The sequence below is a fragment of the Nonomuraea typhae genome (assembly GCF_009760925.1).
Classification (GTDB): Bacteria; Actinomycetota; Actinomycetes; order Streptosporangiales; family Streptosporangiaceae; genus Nonomuraea; species Nonomuraea typhae.
Window position 1 is genome coordinate 601,585 of record NZ_VRLV01000002.1, and the last position, 18,505, is coordinate 620,089.

Here is an 18,505-nt window from a genome sequence, read left to right on the forward strand (position 1 = left end):
GCGCCCGCCGACACGGCCGGGTGTCCCCTTTCCACGAGCCCTCATGACCAGGGCGTCTAAGGGGTCCACTGGCCCCTGGCCACCGCCGCGGTGAGCAGGACCAGGACGAACGTGGTCAGGCCCGCTGCGCCGTGCAGCAGCACCGCCAGCAGGGGCAGGCGGCGTTCCGCGCCCCTGGCGTGGCGGCCGCCGCCGCCCAGCCAGCGGGTGAACATCGTGAAGCCGAGCAGCGCCGCCCCCACCAGGACGGCGAACGCCAGCCAGGCCAGTACCCGGTTGCCGGTGACCAGGTGGCCCACCCAGCAGGCCAGCGCGGCGATGCTCAGCGCCGGGTGGGAGAAGACCAGCGCGACCGGGAAGCGCGTGACCTTCGCCGACTGCCGGCGCAGCCCGCCACCGGACAGCCAGCGATAGAGCAGGTAGATACCGACGATTGCCGTGAACAGCCATGTCACCACAGTGACCAGACCCACCGGGCCTCCTTGAAGTCCCCACTCCCTATCGCCACGTTAAGCACAAGTCATCACGTACGTCTTTCAGATCCACCAATCCCGCTATATCTGCCCGCGCGGGTTGTTCTTCGCGGGGCGGCGGCGGGGTGTCAGGGGCGTGTGCCAAGGTAGAGGGGTGCGTCGCATTCACCCGGACATCGAGGAGAGCCCCGACCTGACCACGGCCTACGCCTACCCCGAGGGTCAGGCGTGGTTGCGGGTCAACATGGTCGCCAGCGCCGACGGAGCCGCCTGGCTCAAGGGGCTGTCCGGGGGCCTGTCGAGCAAGGGCGACCGGCGGGTGTTCGGGGTCCTGCGCGGACTGGCCGACGTGATCATGGCGGGCGCCGCGACCGTGCGCACCGAGGGGTACGGCCCGGCCAAACGCCGGCCGTCCCGGCAGGAGCCGCCGCCGATCGCGGTCGTCACCCGGCGGCTCGACCTCGACCTGGGCAGCCCGCTGTTCACCGAGGCCGAGGCGCGGACCATCGTGATCACCTGCGAGGCGGCCCCGGCCGACCGGCGGGCGGAGGCGGCCAGGCGGGCCGACGTGGTCGTGGCGGGCGGCGATCGGGTGGACATGACGCTGGCCGTACGAGCGCTGCACGAGCGGGGGCTCGAGCGGATCCTGTGCGAGGGCGGCCCGCGGCTCAACGCGCAGCTAGCGGCGGCCGGCCTTATCGACGAGCTGTGCCTGACCGTCAGCCCGCTGCTGGTGGGCGGGACGGCCGCGCGCATCCTCAACGGCGAGGGCGCCCACGTGAGCCTGGCGTTGCGCCATGTCCTGGAGGAAGACGGCGTGCTGTTCAACCGCTATGTGAGGGAGTGAGCCGATGGAGGAGCCCACCGAGATCCAGCTCGATCTGCCGGTGCTGCCGCCGGTGCCGCCGATGCTGGCCAAGGCGGTCAAGGCGATGCCGAAGCAGGACGGCACGCTGTTCTACGAGCCGAAGTGGGACGGCTTCCGCTGCATCATCTTCCGCGACGGCGACGAGGTCTTTCTCGGCAGCCGCAACGAGCGGCCGTTCACCCGCTACTTTCCCGAGCTGGTCGAGGCGGTGAAGGCGGAGCTGCCGGACAAATGCGTGGTCGACGGGGAGATCGTGCTGATCCGGGAGACGCGGCTCGACTTCGAGCAGCTCCAGCAGCGCATCCATCCGGCGGCCTCGCGGGTGACGATGCTGGCGGAGACGACGCCGGCCTCGTTCATCGCCTTCGACCTGCTGGCGCTGGGCGAGGAGTCGTTGATGGACACGCCGTTCGCCGAGCGGCGCGCCCGCCTGGAGGGGATTTTTCGCGAGAAAGGCGGATCGATCCGGCTGACGCCCGTGAGCACGAACGACGAGCAGGCCGCCGAGTGGTTCGAGATGTTCGAGGGCGCGGGACTCGACGGCATCATCGTCAAGCCCGGCGACCAGCCGTACGTCCCCGACAAGCGCACCATGTTCAAGGTCAAGCACGAGCGCACCGCCGACGTCGTGGTGGCCGGATACCGCGAGCACAAGACCGGCCCGATCGTCGGCTCGATCCTGCTCGGCCTGCACGGCCCCGACGGCAAGCTGCACCACGTGGGCGTGGCCGCCTCCTTCCCGATGGCACGCCGGGCGGAGCTGGTCGAGGAGCTCAGGCCCTACCTCGCCAAGCTGGGCGAGCACCCGTGGGGCGCGTGGGCCGACCAGGCGCTCCTGCAGGCGCAGGACGGCGGACCGGCGGCGACCCCGTCACGCGGCGGCCAGCGGATGCCCGGCGCGGTCTCGCGGTGGAACGCCAAGAAGGACCTGTCGTTCATCCCGCTGCGCCCGGAACTGGTGATGGAGGTGGCCTACGACGCGATGGAGGGAGACCGCTTCCGGCACACGGCCCAGTTCCGGCGCTGGCGCCCCGATCGGACACCCGAATCCTGCACTTATGAGCAACTGGAAAGGCCGGTCGACTACAACCTCGACGACATCCTTGCGCGCTGACCGCTTAGACCCGTTATATCTTGACTTATGAGCACCGGTGATGAGTTAAAAGCGGCGGTGTCGGCACGCCGTGACCTCGGGCCCGACTACGAGGACGCGGTGGTCGACTCCTTCCTGGAGAAGATGAGCGCCGAGATCGACCGCAGGGTCGACGAACGCCTGGCCCATCTGCCCACCTCCAAGCAGGCGGCCAGGCAGAACACCGCCGCCGACGGCATGCGCCTGGGCCTGGCGATCACCTCGCTGGTCCTGGGCACCGCGGCCACGATCGTCATGATGGTCACGGGGACCAATCCGGCCGCCCTGGCCGCCGTCTGGGGCGGGGTCTTCCTGGTCAACGTCGCCTTCAACATGTCGATGAGCAGCAGGAGGCGCTGAGGCTCACTCCAGCCAGATGAGCCCGGCGAAGCGCCCGCCCACCTGCTCGCGCCGATGCGAGAAGAGCTCCTCGGACTCGATCGTGCACCGGTCGTCGTGGCGCACCTCGCCCACCCCGGCCGCGCGCAGCTGCGCCTCGATCCCGGCCCGCAGGTCGAGCGCGGGCGTCCCCCACGTGGTGGTGGAGTACGCCTGCGGCACCGCGGCCACGACCTGCGCCCGCAGGTCCTCGGGCACCTCGTAACACCTCCCGCACGCCCCGGGGCCGACCAGCGCGATCATCCGCGCCGGCTCGGCCCCCTTGCCGGCCATGGCCGCCACCAGCGCCGTCGCGATCCCGGCTTCGGTACCCGGCCGCCCGGAGTGCGCCGCGCCGGCCAGGCGCGCGACCGGATCGGCCACCAGCACCGCGGGACAGTCGGCCCCGAGCGCGGCCAGCGCCAGCCGGGGCTCGGCGGTGAACACCCCGTCCACCGGCGGCGCGTCCTCGCCGAACGGCTCGCTCACGTGCACGACCTCGGCCCCGTGCACCTGCCGCATGAACACGATCGCCCGCACGCCCAGCTCGGCCGCGAGCGCCTCCCGGTCGGCCCGCACGGCCCCGGGGTCGTCGCCGACCAGCCCGCCGAGGTTGCGCGAGGAGTACGGCGGGGCGCTGACGCCACCGTGGCGGTCGGTGATGGCGGCACGGACGCCGGGAGCGAGCTGCATGGCGACCATCCTATGGTCACCGATCCCAACCAAGCATATGCTTGGTCACGTGACTGACTACCGCAACCTCGTCGGCGGCAGGCTGGTCCCCGCCGCCGACGGCAGAACCCTCGACTCGGTCAACCCGGCCACCGGAGAGGTGTGGGCCCGCATCCCCGCGAGCGGCCCGGCCGACGCCGAGGCCGCCGTCGAGGCCGCCCGCAACGCCCTCCCGAGGTGGTCGGCCATGCCCGCCCTGGGCCGCGCCCAGTTCCTGCGCAAGGTCAGCGAGCTCTTCCTCCGGCACACCGAGGAACTGGCCATCCTGGAGACCACGGACAACGGCCGCATCCTGCGCGACACCCTGAACAGGGACCTGCCGGGAATGGCCCACCTGTGGCAGCTCGCCGCGGCCCAGTGCCTGGAGGCGGTGACGGGCGACACGGTCATCCTGGGCCCCAGCGCGCTGGGCATGACGCGGCGGGAGCCGTACGGCGTGGTGGTCTGCATCATCCCCTGGAACAGCCCGATCTCGACGTTCTCCGCCAAGGCCGCCTTCGCCCTCGCCGCCGGGAACACCGTGATCGTCAAGCCCGCCGAGCAGGCCGCCGCGTCGGTGCTGCGTCTCGGCGAGATCCTGGCCGACGTCCTCCCGCCGGGCGTGCTCAACATCGTCAGCGGCATGGGCGAGGACGTCGGCGAGGCACTGGTACGGCACCGCGACGTCGCCAAGATCAGCCTGACCGGCTCCACCGAGACGGCCCTGGCGATCACCCGCGCGGCCGGGGTGAAGCCGCTGACGTTCGAGCTGGGCGGCAAGTCGCCCAACATCGTCTTCCCCGACGCCGACCTGGACAAGGCGGCCGAGGGCGTGACCGTGAACTCGATCTACACGGGCAACGCCGGCCAGGTCTGCGTCGCGGGCTCGCGCATCCTCATCCACCGCTCGATCTGGGATGACATGCTCGCCCGCGTGACGCGGATCGCCGAGGGCCTCGTGCTGGGCGACCCGCTCGACCTGGCGACCACGATGGGCCCGATCGTCAGCGCCGGCCAGTACGAGCGGGTCTCCTCCTACCTGGAGATCGCCGAGAAGGAGGGCGCCGAGCTGGTGTTCGGCGCCCGGACCGGCGCCGACGTGGTCGCCTCGATGCCCGGCGGCTACTGGGTCTCCCCCACGCTCTACACCACGCGGGACAACGGGCTGCGGATCTGCCAGGAGGAGATCTTCGGCCCGGTCGCGGTCGCGCTCCCCTTCGACACCGACGACGAGGCGCTGGCCCTGGCCAACGACTCGCGGTACGGCCTGGCCGCCGGGCTCTGGACCCGCGACCTGGCCCGCGCCCACCGCTTCGTCCGCGACCTGCGCAGCGGCACCGTCTGGGTGAACACCTTCCGCCAGATGCCGCCCGGCCTGCCGTTCGGCGGCGTGAAGGACTCCGGATACGGACACGACGCCGTCCTCGCCTACACCAGGGAGAAAGCTGCCATCATCCAGACATGAGGGTGATCCTTTTCGGGGCCACGGGCATGGTGGGGCGTGGCGCGCTGCGCGAGTGCCTGCTGGATGCCGAGGTCACGCGGGTGCTGGCGGTGGGCAGGGCGTCCTGCGGGGTGCGGCACGAGAAGCTGGACGAGCTGATCGTGCCCGACCTGTTCGCGCTGGAGCCGATCGACGGCTATGACGCCTGCCTGTTCTGTCTCGGGGTCTCCTCGGTGGGCATGAGCGAGGCCGCCTACCGGCGCGTCACCTACGACCTGACGCTGTCGGTGGCGGAGAAGCTGTCCGTGCGCCGGTTCTGCTACGTCTCCGGAGCCGGAGCGGACGGGCGTGCCATGTGGGCCCGGGTCAAGTCGGCCACCGAGCAGGCGCTGATCGCCATGGAGTTCGACGCCTACTCCTTCCGGCCCGGCTACATACAGCCGATGCACGGCATCCGCTCCCGCACCGCGTGGTACCGGCTGGCGTACGTGGCCGCCGCGCCCGTGTACCCGATCGTGCGGCGGCTGATCCCCAACCGGGCCACCAGCACCGAGACCCTCGGCCGGGCGATGCTGCGGGTCGCGAAGGACGGCTACCGGCGGCCGATCCTGGAGACCGGGGACATCAACCTTGCCGGGGACAGAACAAGCTTCTAGAGTCGGCCGCATGGGCATCGGACTGAGCGAGGAACACCGGGCGCTGGCCGGTTCCGTGCGCGGGACGGCCGGGCGCGGGCGCGTCGACGTGCTCGGGCTGCACCTGCCCGAGTCCTCGGGCGGGCAGGGGTTCGGGCTGCTGGAGCTCTGCGTGGCACTGGAGGAGCTGGGCCGGGCCAGGATGAGCGGTCCGCACCTGCCCACGATGATCGCCTCCGCCGCCCTGGCCCGTTCGCCCGCGCCTCAGCTGCGGGGTCTGGCCGACGGCTCCCTCACCGCCGCCGTCGTCCTGTCCGGCGCCGCCCTCGGCTCGCCGGAGGCGGACCTCTTCCTCGTGCCCGTGGACGAGGGCTGGGCGCTGCTCGACCGCGCCGACGTCACCGCCGCGCCGCTGGAGGGCGTCGACCTCGACCGCCCCCTGTGCACGGTGCGCGCCGCCCGGGTGCCCGGCGACCGGCTGCTCGGCCCGCTGCCCGTCCGGGAGGCGGCCGCCGTGCTCCTCGGCGCGGAGTCCTGCGGCCTGGCCGCGTGGGCCGTGGACACCGCCGCCTCCCACGCGAAGATCCGCGAGCAGTTCGGGCGGCCGATCGGGCAGTTCCAAGGGGTCAAACACCGTGTCGCCGCCGCGCTGGTCGCCCTGGAACAGGCCCGCGCCGCCGTATGGGACGCCGCCCGCGCCGCCGCGGACTGGTCCGCTCAGGAGACTCTGCTGGCCGTGGGCGTGGCGGCGGTGCTCGCGCCCGACGCGGCCGTGCGCTGCGCCGCCGACGCCATCCAGGTGCTGGGCGGCATCGGCTACACCTTCGAGCACGACGCCCACCGCTACTACCGCCGGGCCCTGTCCAACCGCATGCTGGCCGGGGACCCGGGCGAGTGGTGCGAGCAGGTGGCCCGCCTGGCCGCCACCGGGGTACGGCGGGCCATGGAGCCCGACCTGCCCGAGGAGGCGGCGCCGGTGCGCGAGCGCATCCGCGCGCAGGCGTCCGCGCTGTCCGCCGCGGAACCGCTCACCAGGCTGGCCCGCCTCGCCCGCGACGGCTGGATGATGCCCTACCTGCCCGAGCCGTGGGGACGAGCCGCGACCCCGCTGGAGCAGGTGATCATCCACCAGGAGTTCCGCGACCTGGCCCGCCCCAACCTCGGGATCGCCGCCTGGGCCATCCCGTCCATCGTCGCGTACGGCACGCGCGAGCAGCAGGAGCGTTTCCTGCCGAAGACGTTCACCGGCGAGATCATGTGGTGCCAGCTGTTCAGCGAGCCCGGCGCCGGATCCGACCTGGCGAGCCTGTCCACGAAGGCCACCCGCGTCGAGGGCGGCTGGACGATCACCGGCCAGAAGATCTGGACCTCGCTCGCCCAATACGCCCACTGGGGCATCTGCCTGGCCAGGACCGGCCAGGACAAGCACCGGGGCATCACCTACTTCCTGGTCGACATGGCCGGCCCCGGGATCACCGTACGGCCGCTCAAGGAGATCAACGGCGACGAGATCTTCAACGAGGTCTTCCTCGACGACGTCTTCGTCCCCGACGACCTGGTCGTCGGGGAGATCGGCGGCGGCTGGAAGGTGGCCCGCGACACGCTCTCCCACGAGCGCGTGGCCCTCGGCGACTCCTGGGGTCCCGGCTCGCAGCACACCGACATGATGCGCCTGCTCACCGCCCGGGACGGACTGCGCACCGCCCAATGGGAGCGGGCCGGCCGCTTGTGGGCGGAAGGCCAGGCCATCTCCGCGCTGGGCCTGCGCGTCACCCTGTCCCGCCTGGCTGGCGGCGACCCGGGCACCGCGGCCAGCGTCCGCAAGCTCCTCGGGATGCGGCACGCGCAGGCGATCGCGGAGTTCTGCTGGTCGGTGGATCCGGGCAGCCGGTACTGGAACCGGATGATCCTCACCACCCGCGCCTTCACCATCGGCGGCGGCACCACCGAGGTCCAGCTCAACATCATCGCCGAACGCGCCCTGGGCCTGCCGCGCGATCCGTGAGCGCCGCCTAGGCTGACCGTCATGGCCGAGACGATCCGGCGGCGGCTGCTCGGCGCGCTGCGCGCGCGGGCGGCGGAGCCGGCCGGGGAACCCGGGGCAGACGGCGCCGGGGGACCCGGGGCCGACGGGCTCTGGGCGGACGTGGACTACGCCGACCTGGACGTGACCGACTGGGCGCCGTTCCGGCATCTGGTCAGGCTGCGTGCGCTGGCCGTGCACCGCCCGGACGCCGCGCTGCGCGCCCTGGACGCCTGGCTGCGGCTGGACCCGCGCTGCCCCAACTGGTGGTACGACCAGCTCGGCGCCCCGCGCGCCCTCGGCGACGCGGCCCTGCTGCTGCAGCCCCTGCTGCCGGCCGGCCAGGCCGAGTCGGTGTGCCGCATCCTGCGCCGCGCCGCCTTCGCCGGCATGACCGGGCAGAACCTGCTGTGGGCGGCCGAGGTCGTCATCCGCCGCTGCCTGCTGGAGGGCGACGACGACGGCCTGGCCGAGGCGTTCCGGCGGGCCGCGACCCTGCTGACGCCGGGCGCAGGCGAGGGCGTCCAGCCGGACTACTCCTTCCATCAGCACGGCCCCCAGCTCTACTCCGGCGGCTACGGCCACGAGTTCGCCGTGGACATGGCGGCGCTGGCCGCCCTGAGCGCGGGCACGCCGCTGGCACTCCCCCTGGACGAGCTGGCCGCCTACTTCCTCGACGGCCAGCGCTGGATGCTGCACGCGGGCCGCTACGACATCGCCTGCATGGGCCGCGAGAGCACCCGCGAGGGCAACGCCCGGCGCGGCCACGTCCTGGAGGCGGCGGCCCGGTCGCTGGCCGACGCCGGGGCGCCGCGCGCCGCCGAACTCCGCGCGTTCGGCCGGGGTCCGGGACCCGGCGCACGCTACTTCCCTCACTCCGACTACCTGGCCGTCCACCGGGCAGGCTGGTCGGCGGCCGTGAAGACCTCCTCCACCCGCACCGTCCTGTCCGAGGCGGGCAACGGCGAGGGCCTGCGCGGGCGGCACCTGTGCGACGGCGTCACCCACCTGTGGCGCACCGGCGAGGAGTACGCGGACCTCTGGCCCGTCCAGGACTGGCGCCACCTGCCCGGCACCACCGCCGCCTTCGGCCCGGGCCCGCCGCCGCCCCTCGCCGACTTCGGCCAGGACACCGGCGGCTCCCCCTTCGCCGGCGGCCTGTCGGACGGCCTGCTCGCGCTGTGCGCCATGCACCTCGACCGGGACGGCGTGCGGGCCCGCAAGGCGTGGTTCTTCTTCCTGGAGGAGTACGTGGCGCTCGGCGCGGGCATCACCGGCGACGACCCCGGCACCTCGGTGCACACGACCATCGACCAGGTCGCCCTGGGCGAGCTCGTGGTGGACTCAGGCACGGTCCGGCACAACGGCGTCGCCTACCACGTCCTGGACGGCCCGGCGCCGACGGTCCGTGCGGGCCGCCGCACCGGCCGCTGGTCGGACATCAACCGCTCCCAGTCCCCCCGCGACCTGGCCGCCGACGTCCTGGAGATCTGGCTCGACCACGGCCCCGGCCCCCGCGACGCCGCCTACGCCTACCTCGCCGTCCCCGGCCGTGCCCCCGATCCGTCGCCGGTGACCGTCCTGGCCAACACCCCCTCCCTCCAGGCGGTACGGCACAGCGGCCTGGACGTCACCCAGGCCGTCTTCCACCGGCCCGGCACCCTCACGCTGCCGGACGGCTCCTCGGTCACCGTGTCGCGGCCGCTCCTGCTCCAGCTGACCGGCGCGGACGAGGTCATCGCGGCCTGCCCGCTGGCTCCGGGCGGGGTCGCCGACGTCGCATCCTCGGTTCAGCTGCGCCGGCCCGGATAGTACGGCGCGGCCAGGTGGGCGTAGACGATCGTGTTCTCCCGGTAGCTGCCCGCCCTGGCGTCGAACGCGCCGCCGCAGGTGACCAGGCGCAGGCCCGGGTAGGTCAGCCTGCCGTACACCTTGCGGGTGGGAAAGCCGGTCTTCGGGGTGTGCTCGATCTTGTCCACCAGGAAGACGGCCACCGAGCGGTCGGCCCTGAGGACCTGGATCTGGTCGCCCTTCTTGACGTTGCTCAGGCGGGCGAAGACGGCCGGGCCGGTCTTGGTGTCGAGGTGGCCGGTGATGACGGCCGCGCCGCGCTGGCCGGGGACCGGGCCGTAGCGGTACCAGCCGGCCAGGTTGGGCGGGCTCAGGGGCGGGTTCTCGATGGCGCCCCCGGGGTCCAGGCCCAGTTCCATCAAGGGGGCGGCGACGCCGATGGAGGGGATGTAGACGGCGGTGGGCTGGGCGGCCTTCATGGGCCGGGCGATCCGCCCGTGGGGGACCTGGATGGCGGGCAGGGGCGCCGGTCGGCCCGTCGGGATGGTGCGCGCCGTCCCTACCTCACCCTTTTTATCCGGATTTATCATGCCGAGGAGCCCAAATCCCATCAGCGCGACCCCGGCCACGGAGACGACCCCCGCCCCGGCCAGGAGGAGCTTCCGGCCCACCTACACGCCGCCCTCGCCCCGCCGTACCGCCTTGTCCCGCCGTACCGTCTTGTCCCGCGGTACCGTCTTGTCCCGCCGCGCCGTCGCGCCCCGGGCCCCGGGCGCCGAAACCGCGATCCCCGCCAGCCCCGCGCCGGCCAGCAGCGCCGCACCACCGATCGCGAACGGCCATCCGCCGCTCTCCCGCGCCAGCCCGCCCGCGCCGGTCTCCGGATGGCCGCTGGGGACCTTCCGCTCATCCTCGTCGACCGGCTTCCAGGGATGCTCCGGCTCCTTCTGCGGCGCCGGCTCCGACCAGGACTCCTCCGGCTGCGGCCCACCCGACCAGCTGTCCACCGGATTCGGCGCGGACGACCAGGGATCCTCCGCCGCCCCGGACGGCTCCTCACAGGGGATCAGCGGAATCGGCAGGCAGGTGGCAAGCGCTGTGGCCGCATCGGACTCCGCGGCCGCCGTGCCGACCCCGGCCGCGATGCTCACCCCGCCCGCCACGAAGGCCACCACGGCTCCGACGGCTGCCACACGTCGCGCTAATGCCATGCCGCGAGCGTTGCGAACTATTGGACCGAGAGTCAAGTAATGTGACCGAAGTGAAATGAGTCACACCGTTTCACCTCACACCGGAGGAGGATTCTCCACCCGAGTAGGGAAATCCTCTACCCGGATCCATCACAACCCCTGGATCACGCCCGCACACGGAGTTACCGTGGCGCACGCGAGCATGTCTCGCAAACTGGGCGAGGGGCAGGCGAGGGGCCGCCGCACGGCCAGGAGGGACCCGCAGGCGTACCTGGCCGTGCGGCCGTTGCGCTTTCCATCGTCACGGAGAGCCGAGTGGACGGCCTTCTCCACAGAGCAGTGGACGCGATGGCCTGGGTCGATCGCCCCGGGGTCAGCCGGTACTCAGGGCGGGTGGCGCGGAAGGCATCGGCGAGGACGTCAGCCGGACTGCTCTTCCTTGTTCGCCCTGGCCTTGCTGGGCTGGACGCGCATGGGCTCGCCGGGCATCTTCGGATAGTTGGGCGGGTAGGGCATGTCGCCGCGGTCGTCCTTGGCGTAGCGGTCGAGGAGTTCCTCGATGGAGTACGCCTCGTCGTCGATCGCCGCGTGCACGTCGCCCTTCTCGGCGAAGCGGGCGGGCATGGTGCGCAGGGTGAAGTCGGCGGGTTCGGCGTCGGCGAGTTCGTCCCAGGTCAGAGGGGCGGAGACCTGGGCGTCCTGGCGGGCGCGGACCGAGTAGGCGCTGACGATCGTGCGGTCGCGGGCGTTCTGGTTGAAGTCGATGAAGACGCGGTCGCCGCGTTCCTCCTTCCACCACGCGGTGGTGACCAGGTCCGGGGCGCGGTCGGCTATCGCGCGGGCCAGGGCTATGCCGGCGTGCCGTACCTCGATGAAGTCCCAGCGCGGCCGGATGCGGACCGCCACGTGGATGCCGCGGTTGCCCGAGGTCTTGACGAAGCCGGTCATGCCCAGGTCGGCCAGGACCTCCTGAGTCAGGAACGCGGCCTTCCTGGCGGCGTCGAAGGGCAGGCCGGGCTGAGGGTCGAGGTCGATGCGGAGTTCGTCGGGGTGTTCGACGTCCTGGGCGCGGACCTGCCAGGGGTGGAAGTCGACGGTGCCCAGGTTGGCGCAGTAGGCGATCGCGGCGATCTCGGTGACCCGCAGGGAGTCGGCCTTGCGGCCGCTGGGGAAGGTGACCGTGGCCGTCTGAAGCCAGTCGGGGTGTTTGGGGGGCATGCGCTTCTGGTAGATGGCGTCGGTCTGGATGCCGTCGGGGTGGCGCTTGAGGTTCGTCGGGCGGTCCTTCATCGCGCGCAGGGCGCCTTCGCCCACGCTGATGTAGTACTCGACCAGTTCGCGCTTGGTGACGCCGATCTCCGGGAAGTACACCTTGTCGGGGTTGGTGACCTTGACGGTCCGTTCCCCGACTTCGAGCTCTATGTACGGCGATGCCATGGGACGAACCTACCCTTCCCGCTTGGTCGGGTGGCGTGGGCCCGCCGTACAAGGAGAATGCGCGCGGCGCGATGGGGAGGCCGTCCGGAGCCCTGCCGGTGGCGGGACCGGGGGCTCGACGGACAGGCCCACAGACCACGCGTCTCCGCTGCCGTTCCGGGCGCTGGCGCGTCGCCCGGCCGGCCTTCTCGGTCGTCGGCGGCGCCAGCACGGGCGTGGGCTGTGCCGCACGGGCGACCCCGACACGTGGTCCACCCCATAACAGGAGGCGATGACGCCCCCATACTGATAAAGACGCAGATTCACCCCAGAAAGGATGCTTCCCCCAACGGAGATCTCTTTTTTGCCGGATCTCGTACGCTGGACCTATGGACAAGGTGGTCAAGAGCGAGGCCGAGTGGCGGGTGCAACTCTCGCCCGAGGAGTTCCACGTGCTCCGCGAGGCCGGCACCGAGCGGCCCTTCACCGGTGAGTACGTCGACAGCAAGAGCGAGGGCGTCTACTCCTGCCGGGCGTGCGGGGCGGAGCTGTTCCGGTCGGAGGCCAAGTTCGACTCGCACTGCGGGTGGCCCAGTTTCTTCGAGCCGTCGCAGTCGTCGGCCGTGACGCTGATCGAGGATCGCAGCCACGGCATGGTTCGCACGGAAGTACGGTGCGCCCGGTGCGACTCGCATCTCGGGCACGTGTTCCACGGAGAGGGATATCCGACTCCCACCGACGACCGGTACTGCATCAACTCCGTATCGCTCCGGCTCGAACCCATCGAGTGATCGCGCGGCGACAGCGCGTACCGACCGCCCACCGGGGGTAGGGATTCTATGTGAGCCTTGTCCATTTTCGTCATCGGTGGGTGACGATCGAGGCGATCGGCCGCGTCCTCACCCAGCGATGCGAGGTCTGCCACAAGACCCGTGTCCGAATCCGCTGAGCGATCCCCGGGCAGCACCCCCGGGCTCAACGGCGTCAATCACGATCGGGATGGGTGACGCGGCAGGTGGCGTCGGCGGGGCCCAGGATGTTGGCCAGGATCGGGTTGCCGTTCTCCCCGAACTCGGCCTGGACGAAGACCACGGGGGTGGTGACGTTCTGTTCCTTCAGGTAGGCGAGGCCGCGTTCGCACAGGGTCAGGGCGGTTGGTGAGTTGCCCGCCTCTTCGGGGAGATCCGTGTAGATACGGAGATATCCGCCTATCGTGCGGATGTCCTTGATGCGGTTGTTTGCCTTGTCGTTTTTAGCCCATTTGGTGCGGAAGTAGGCGGACGCCTTCTGGTCGGTGTGCCGCGAGGGGCCGTCCGCCTTGGATCCGGCCGCGTCGCCCTCCGCGGGGGCCACCTCGGCGGGCGCCCCTGACGCCTGGCCCGGGATAACGGCTCCGCCCTGGGTCGCGGGTCCTGGTACGGCTTGGCCCGGCGACGGCCGGCCCGGCGCCGCTTGGCCGGAGATCGGCTGACCTGGGGCTGACCGACCTGGGGCCGGCTGACCCGATACGCCCCGGGCCTCGGTACTTGCCACGTGGCCCGGCATCGCCTGACCGGACTTCACCGCACCGGGCGCCGGACCGGCCCCGCCGCCTGGGAGGCTTCCCCTGGCCTGACCGGGACCGGTTCCGCCGTGTCCGGGACTTCCCATGACCAACCCCGCCGCCAGGACTCCGCCCCCGAGGATCAGGACGACCCCGCCCGCGACGACCTTCGGCCGCCATAACCGATCAGCCCATGTCGCCCGCCGCCTCCGGCCCCGATGCCGGGAACTCCTGGAACGTGACACCCCTCAGCCCCCACACACTCATCGACAGGGGATTTCCCTGCCGATTGTGGCAAGTACCAGGAGATCAAATCCGTTAGATGGAGAAGTCGGGTCTTACCCATCCCGGCGAGCGGAACACCCCACACAGGCGCATGGCACCCTTAAGGCAGGGTGTTGACCAGTTCCTCGACCGGCTTGCGGACCCCGGTGTAGAACGGGATCTCGATCCGCGTGTGCTCCCGGGCCTTGGCCCCCCGCAGATGCCGCATCAGATCAACGATCCGATGCAGTTCGTCGGCCTCGAACGCCAGCATCCACTCGAAGTCGTTCAACGCGAAACACGCCACCGTGTTGGCTCGCACATCCGGATAATCCCGGGCCATCTTCCCGTGCTCGGCCAGCATGGTCCGCCGCTCCGCGTCGTCGAGCAGGTACCACTCCAGCGACCGCACGAACGGATAGACGCACACGTACCCCCGAGGCTCCTCCTCCGCCAGGAACGCCGGGATGTGCGACTTGTTGAACTCCGCCGGCCGGTGCAGCGCCATCGCCGACCACACGGGCTCACTCCCCCGCCCGAGCCCGGTACGCCGGAACCGGGAGTAGACGTCCTGAAGGTCCTCGGGCGTGGCCGCGTGCCACCAGAACATGTAGTCCGCATCGGCCCGGAACCCGGCCACGTCGTAGAGCCCGCGGGTGACGACGCCCTTGCCCGCCGCCTGCTCCAGCAGCTCGCTGACCTCGTCGGCCAGCCCTTCGCGGTTCCCCGGGGAAGGCTCGGTGACCTTGAACACCGACCACATCGTGTACCGGATCACCTGGTTAAGATCGCGAGCCTTGAGCTTCTGCCCGCCAGTGTCCTCAGTCATGGGTCAATTCTCCTAGAATCCTGGCCGCCGCCGTACGAGCCGTTGAGATACAGGCCGGAATCCCGAGCCCGTCGTAGGCCGCGCCGCAGACGGCGAGCCCAGGCTGCACGGCGACGGCCGCGCGAACCCTGGCCACCCGGTCGAGGTGGCCCACGTTGTACTGGGGCAGCGCGCCGCCCCACCTGCTGACCCGGCTGTCGGCGGGCAGCCCGCGCACGCCCAGCACGTCGGTCATCTCGGCCATGGCCAGCGCCACCAGCTCGGAGTCGTCCCGCTGAAGGAGGTGCTCCTCGCCGAGCCGTCCGATCGAGCAGCGCACGATGAGCAGGTCGCCGCCGGTGAGGTGCGGCCACTTGACGGAGCTGAACGTGGCGGCCTTCACCGGCCTGCCCTCGACCGGCGGCACGAGGTATCCGCTGCCCGTAGGCGGCGACGGCACGGCGGACAGCGGGTAGGCGAGCGTGACGATGGCCATGCTGGCGTACTCGATCCTGGCCAGCTCGGCCGCGGCCTTCGGCACCTCGTCGCGCAGCAGGCGGGCCGCGGGCGCCGCGGGGACGGCGAGGATGACGGCGTCCGCCTCCAGCACCTCGGGCCGCGGCACCGGGCCGGTGACGAGCTGCCATCCCGCGGGGGTACGGCGGAGCTCGCGGACCGTGACGCCGGTCCGCACCGAGGCGGCCGACGCCGTGGCCACGGCCGCGGGCAGGCTGCCGACTCCGCCCAGCAGGGAGGTGAAGACGGGACCCGCCTCCTTCGGCGCCTCCTCGACGATCTCCCGGGCCGCGCCCAGCAGCGATCGCTCGGTGCGGGCGGCGAGGGCGATCGACGGCATCGTGGCCTCGAGCGAGAGCATGTCGGAGCGCCCGGCGTAGACGCCGCCGAGCAGGGGTTCCACGAGCCGGTCGAGGACCTCCCCGCCCATGCGGGCGCGGATATAGGCGGCGACGGAGACGTCGGTGCGCACCAGCGTGGCGGGCAGCACCTGGTCGAGCGGGACGCGCAGGAGCCCGCCGGGCGACATGATCCCCGTCTTGGCCAGTTCGGCCAGGTCGGCGGGCACGCCCATGACGTGGCCCTTGGGCATGGGCCGCAGCGCACCGCGCGAGTAGATCGAGGCCGAGGTGGTGCCGGGGGTGACCAGGTCGTCGCCCAGGCCGACGGCCTTGGCGAGCTCCTTGCCCTCGGGCCGCCTGGCCAGCATGGCCTCGGCGCCCTCGTCCACCCGGACGCCCGCGATCTCGGAGGCGTGCAGCTTGCCGCCGATGCGCGGGCTGCCCTCCAGCACGGTCACCTTGATCCGCTCGCCGCCGTTCTGCCGCAGATGCCATGCGGCGGCCAGCCCCGAGATCCCGCCTCCGACGATGACGACGTGCGCCCGCTTGCCTTCCACGTCTCCTGACGCTACCGCCTCCCGCGGCCGCCCGGTCGCGTGACCCTATCGAGACACCGCCGTGAGAACCGCTCGGGCGCCGGGTCCGTCCTTACGGGCATGAAGCGAATGGCGTTGACGGCGGCCGCTGCCGCCGTGCTGCTGGCCGGGTGCGCCGGGGGCGGCCAGACCTCGAGCATGTCCCCGGTGTCCGAATCCGCCGGAGGATCGGCGGCAGCCCCGCAGGCGGAGACGGCGCGGCCCATGTCCAGTCACTCCGCCAAGGGACAGGCTTACGACACGGACTCCGGCGACGACAGCGGGGACCGCACGATCACCTCGGACGTGAAGGTGACCCAGCAGGACCGCCAGATCATCTACACGGGAAGCATGACCGTGCGGGCCCAGGACGTCCCGCGGGCCGCCGACCAGGCGAAGACGATCGTCACCGGCGCCGGCGGCCACGTGTCCAAGGAGGACTCCAGCTCCGCCGACCAGCAGGAGGCCAGGGCCACGCTGGAGTTCAAGATCCCGCCCGCCCGGTACCAGGAGGTCCTCACCGCCCTCGGCCGCGACCTCGGCAGACGCCTGTCGATGAGCCAGGGCACCCAGGACGTCACCGTGGAGGTCGCCGACGTCAACAGCCGGCTGAAGTCGGCCGAGGGCGCCCTGGCCTCGCTGCGCACCCTGCTGGGCAAGGCCACCAAGATCGGCGAGGTCCTCCAGGTGGAACGCGAGATCCAGAACCGCGAGGCCGAGCTGGAATCCCTTCAGGCCCGGCAGAAGGAGCTGTCGAGCCAGGTCAGCATGGCCACGCTCACGCTGCAACTGGTCGGCCCGGTCGCCACCGTGCTGCCGCCGGACGACGAGCCGCCCGGCTTCCTCGGCGGCCTGGCCGCGGGCTGGCGGGCACTGCTGGACTTCCTCAAGCTCACGGTGACCGTCATCGGCGCCGTGCTGCCCTGGATGATCATCGTCCTGCCCGTGGTGGCGTTGCTGATCTGGCTGGTACGGCGGGGCCGTACCCGCTCACAGGTGGTCACCGTCACCGCGACCGAGGAAGTCTCCCCCTAGAAGGAGTGCACCAGCTCCGTGAGCCGCTTGATCTGGTCGGGGTCGGTGTTGGGCAGCACCCCGTGGCCGAGGTTGAACACGTGCCCCTCGGCCTCGCGGCCCCGGCGCAGGATGTCCAGGGCCCGGCGCTCCACGACCTCCCACGGCGCCAGCAGGATCGCCGGGTCGAGGTTGCCCTGGAGCGCCTTGCCGGGACCCACGCGGCGGGCGGCCTCGTCGAGCGGCACCCGCCAGTCGACGCCGACCACGTCCGGCCCGGCCTCGCCGAGCACCCCGAGCAGCTCGCCGGTGCCCACGCCGAAGTGGATCCTGGGCACCTCGGCCACGCCGGCGAAGATCCGCTGGGTGTGGGGCAGGATGAACTCGCGGTAGTCGTCGGGCGCCACCGCCCCCACCCACGAGTCGAACAGCTGGATGGCCGAGGCGCCGGCCCGGATCTGGATGCGCAGGTGCTCCAGCACGATGTCGGTCAGGCGTTCCATGAGCGCGTGCCACAGGGCGGGCTCGCCGTACATCATGGCCTTGGTGCGGTCGTGGTTCTTGGACGGGCCGCCCTCGATCAGGTAGGACGCCAGCGTGAACGGGGCGCCGGCGAAGCCGATGAGCGGGGTGGCGCCGAGTTCGCCCACGAGGGCCGTGATGGACTCGGTGACGTAGGGGACGTCGTCGGGGGTCAGCGGGCGCAGGACCTCCAGGCCCTTGCGGTCGCGGATCGGGTCGGCGATGACCGGGCCCACGCCGGGCTTGATGTCGAGGTCGACGCCGACGGCCTTGACGGGCACCACGATGTCGCTGAAGAAGATGGCCGCGTCGACGCCGTAGCGGCGGATCGGCTGGAGCGTGATCTCGACGATGAGGTCGGGCGTCGCGCACGAGGTCAGCATGGGGATGCCTTCGCGCACCTTGAGATACTCAGGCAGCGATCTACCGGCTTGACGCATGTACCACACGGGGGTGTGCGGCACCGGCTGCCGGCGGCACGCGCGCAGGAAGGCTGAGTCGTCGAGGTTCACCCCCCAAGCCTGCCACGGCCGCGGGGTGGTCCGCGCACCGGAGCGAGGCGGGAAATTCTGGATCAAGACTCTGCCAAGCCACCGCGCGGCATCGATTCGGCAACCACTTTCGGGACACGCCGAGCGCGTTGCGGGGAATTGTCAGCGAGGCGTGTCACCGTCAGAGCCACGATCACAAGAAAGGCCTCGTGCGATGACCGCGTTGTGGAGTTCCCTCCGCAGTGAACATTGCTCCGACTGCGCCGCGGAGCGGTTGTTCGAGCAGCCGCCGTGCCTTGACGGGCATGAGCCGGGCACGTGCCCCGAATGGGCGTGCACCGTCTGCGGGCTCGCCGTGATCATCGGGGGG

The 18,505-nt window shown here is 71.6% G+C and carries 18 protein-coding genes; 9 read left to right on the forward strand and 9 right to left on the reverse strand.

Features of this window, described 5'->3' with window-relative positions; translation table 11 throughout:
• Positions 1 to 56 precede the first annotated feature (56 nt).
• Positions 57 to 473, reverse strand: coding sequence for a hypothetical protein (locus FVE25_RS09290; RefSeq protein ID WP_157246006.1), 417 nt, complete (start codon positions 471 to 473; stop codon positions 57 to 59).
• 154 nt (positions 474 to 627) lie between these two features.
• Between FVE25_RS09290 and FVE25_RS09295 the strand changes: the two genes are divergently transcribed.
• Genes FVE25_RS09295 through FVE25_RS09305 form a run of 3 tightly spaced genes read left to right on the forward strand, consistent with a single transcriptional unit; the run spans position 628 to position 2,833 of the window.
• A complete protein-coding gene (locus FVE25_RS09295) occupies positions 628 to 1,320 on the forward strand; it encodes a pyrimidine reductase family protein (RefSeq protein ID WP_157246007.1) in 693 nt (230 codons plus the stop codon).
• A gap of 4 nt (positions 1,321 to 1,324) precedes the next feature.
• Positions 1,325 to 2,455: an ATP-dependent DNA ligase gene (locus FVE25_RS09300; RefSeq protein ID WP_157246008.1), complete on the forward strand. Its 1,131-nt coding sequence runs from the start codon at positions 1,325 to 1,327 to the stop codon at positions 2,453 to 2,455.
• 27 nt (positions 2,456 to 2,482) lie between these two features.
• The gene (locus FVE25_RS09305) at positions 2,483 to 2,833 is read left to right on the forward strand and encodes a hypothetical protein (protein WP_157246009.1); all 351 of its coding nucleotides are present in this window, start codon (positions 2,483 to 2,485) and stop codon (positions 2,831 to 2,833) included.
• A gap of 3 nt (positions 2,834 to 2,836) precedes the next feature.
• Here FVE25_RS09305 and pgeF read toward each other — a convergent pair whose 3' ends face one another.
• Positions 2,837 to 3,544, reverse strand: a complete 708-nt coding sequence (gene pgeF, locus FVE25_RS09310; protein WP_425489480.1) for a peptidoglycan editing factor PgeF — start codon at positions 3,542 to 3,544, stop codon at positions 2,837 to 2,839.
• A 37-nt stretch (positions 3,545 to 3,581) separates the two neighbouring features.
• Here pgeF and FVE25_RS09315 point away from each other — a divergent pair, with 37 nt between their 5' ends.
• Genes FVE25_RS09315 through FVE25_RS09330 form a run of 4 tightly spaced genes read left to right on the forward strand, consistent with a single transcriptional unit; the run spans position 3,582 to position 9,476 of the window.
• Positions 3,582 to 5,027 (forward strand): aldehyde dehydrogenase family protein, encoded by a 1,446-nt coding sequence (locus tag FVE25_RS09315; RefSeq protein ID WP_425489481.1) that lies wholly within the window; start codon positions 3,582 to 3,584, stop codon positions 5,025 to 5,027.
• Positions 5,024 to 5,662: a Rossmann-fold NAD(P)-binding domain-containing protein gene (locus FVE25_RS09320; protein WP_157246012.1), complete on the forward strand. Its 639-nt coding sequence runs from the start codon at positions 5,024 to 5,026 to the stop codon at positions 5,660 to 5,662. Before FVE25_RS09315 ends, FVE25_RS09320 begins: the two co-directional genes overlap by 4 nt.
• 10 nt (positions 5,663 to 5,672) lie before the next feature.
• Positions 5,673 to 7,646, forward strand: a complete 1,974-nt coding sequence (locus tag FVE25_RS09325) for an acyl-CoA dehydrogenase family protein (RefSeq protein WP_157246013.1) — start codon at positions 5,673 to 5,675, stop codon at positions 7,644 to 7,646.
• A gap of 21 nt (positions 7,647 to 7,667) precedes the next feature.
• A complete protein-coding gene (locus FVE25_RS09330; protein ID WP_157246014.1) occupies positions 7,668 to 9,476 on the forward strand; it encodes a polysaccharide lyase family 8 super-sandwich domain-containing protein in 1,809 nt (602 codons plus the stop codon).
• On the opposite strand, the gene FVE25_RS09335 is transcribed toward FVE25_RS09330, so the two are convergent.
• The 3 genes from FVE25_RS09335 to ligD all read right to left on the reverse strand — a co-directional run bounded on the left by FVE25_RS09335 (position 9,455) and on the right by ligD (position 12,082).
• The gene (locus tag FVE25_RS09335) at positions 9,455 to 10,126 is read right to left on the reverse strand and encodes a class F sortase (RefSeq protein ID WP_157246015.1); all 672 of its coding nucleotides are present in this window, start codon (positions 10,124 to 10,126) and stop codon (positions 9,455 to 9,457) included. The two genes, FVE25_RS09330 and FVE25_RS09335, sit on opposite strands and share 22 nt — an antisense overlap.
• On the reverse strand, positions 10,127 to 10,666 hold the full coding sequence (locus FVE25_RS09340; RefSeq protein WP_157246016.1) for a hypothetical protein: 540 nt from the start codon (positions 10,664 to 10,666) through the stop codon (positions 10,127 to 10,129).
• A gap of 399 nt (positions 10,667 to 11,065) precedes the next feature.
• Positions 11,066 to 12,082, reverse strand: coding sequence for a non-homologous end-joining DNA ligase (gene ligD / locus FVE25_RS09345; RefSeq protein WP_157246017.1), 1,017 nt, complete (start codon positions 12,080 to 12,082; stop codon positions 11,066 to 11,068).
• A 368-nt stretch (positions 12,083 to 12,450) separates the two neighbouring features.
• On the opposite strand from ligD, the gene msrB reads away from it, so the two are divergent.
• The gene (msrB, locus tag FVE25_RS09350; RefSeq protein WP_157246018.1) at positions 12,451 to 12,852 is read left to right on the forward strand and encodes a peptide-methionine (R)-S-oxide reductase MsrB; all 402 of its coding nucleotides are present in this window, start codon (positions 12,451 to 12,453) and stop codon (positions 12,850 to 12,852) included.
• A gap of 193 nt (positions 12,853 to 13,045) precedes the next feature.
• Here the strand turns inward: msrB and FVE25_RS09355 are convergent, their stop codons facing one another.
• From FVE25_RS09355 to hemG, 3 genes are all read right to left on the reverse strand, one after another.
• The gene (locus FVE25_RS09355; protein WP_157246019.1) at positions 13,046 to 13,414 is read right to left on the reverse strand and encodes a hypothetical protein; all 369 of its coding nucleotides are present in this window, start codon (positions 13,412 to 13,414) and stop codon (positions 13,046 to 13,048) included.
• Positions 13,415 to 13,989: 575 nt separating this feature from the next.
• Positions 13,990 to 14,697 (reverse strand): hydrogen peroxide-dependent heme synthase, encoded by a 708-nt coding sequence (gene hemQ / locus FVE25_RS09360; protein ID WP_157246020.1) that lies wholly within the window; start codon positions 14,695 to 14,697, stop codon positions 13,990 to 13,992.
• Positions 14,690 to 16,090: a protoporphyrinogen oxidase gene (gene hemG, locus FVE25_RS09365; protein WP_246266832.1), complete on the reverse strand. Its 1,401-nt coding sequence runs from the start codon at positions 16,088 to 16,090 to the stop codon at positions 14,690 to 14,692. Before hemG ends, hemQ begins: the two co-directional genes overlap by 8 nt.
• Before the next feature lie 99 nt (positions 16,091 to 16,189).
• On the opposite strand from hemG, the gene FVE25_RS09370 reads away from it, so the two are divergent.
• The gene (locus FVE25_RS09370; protein ID WP_157246021.1) at positions 16,190 to 17,143 is read left to right on the forward strand and encodes a DUF4349 domain-containing protein; all 954 of its coding nucleotides are present in this window, start codon (positions 16,190 to 16,192) and stop codon (positions 17,141 to 17,143) included.
• Here the strand turns inward: FVE25_RS09370 and hemE are convergent.
• Positions 17,140 to 18,156 (reverse strand): uroporphyrinogen decarboxylase, encoded by a 1,017-nt coding sequence (gene hemE / locus FVE25_RS09375; protein ID WP_157246022.1) that lies wholly within the window; start codon positions 18,154 to 18,156, stop codon positions 17,140 to 17,142. The genes FVE25_RS09370 and hemE overlap by 4 nt on opposite strands.
• Positions 18,157 to 18,505: the final 349 nt, after the last annotated feature.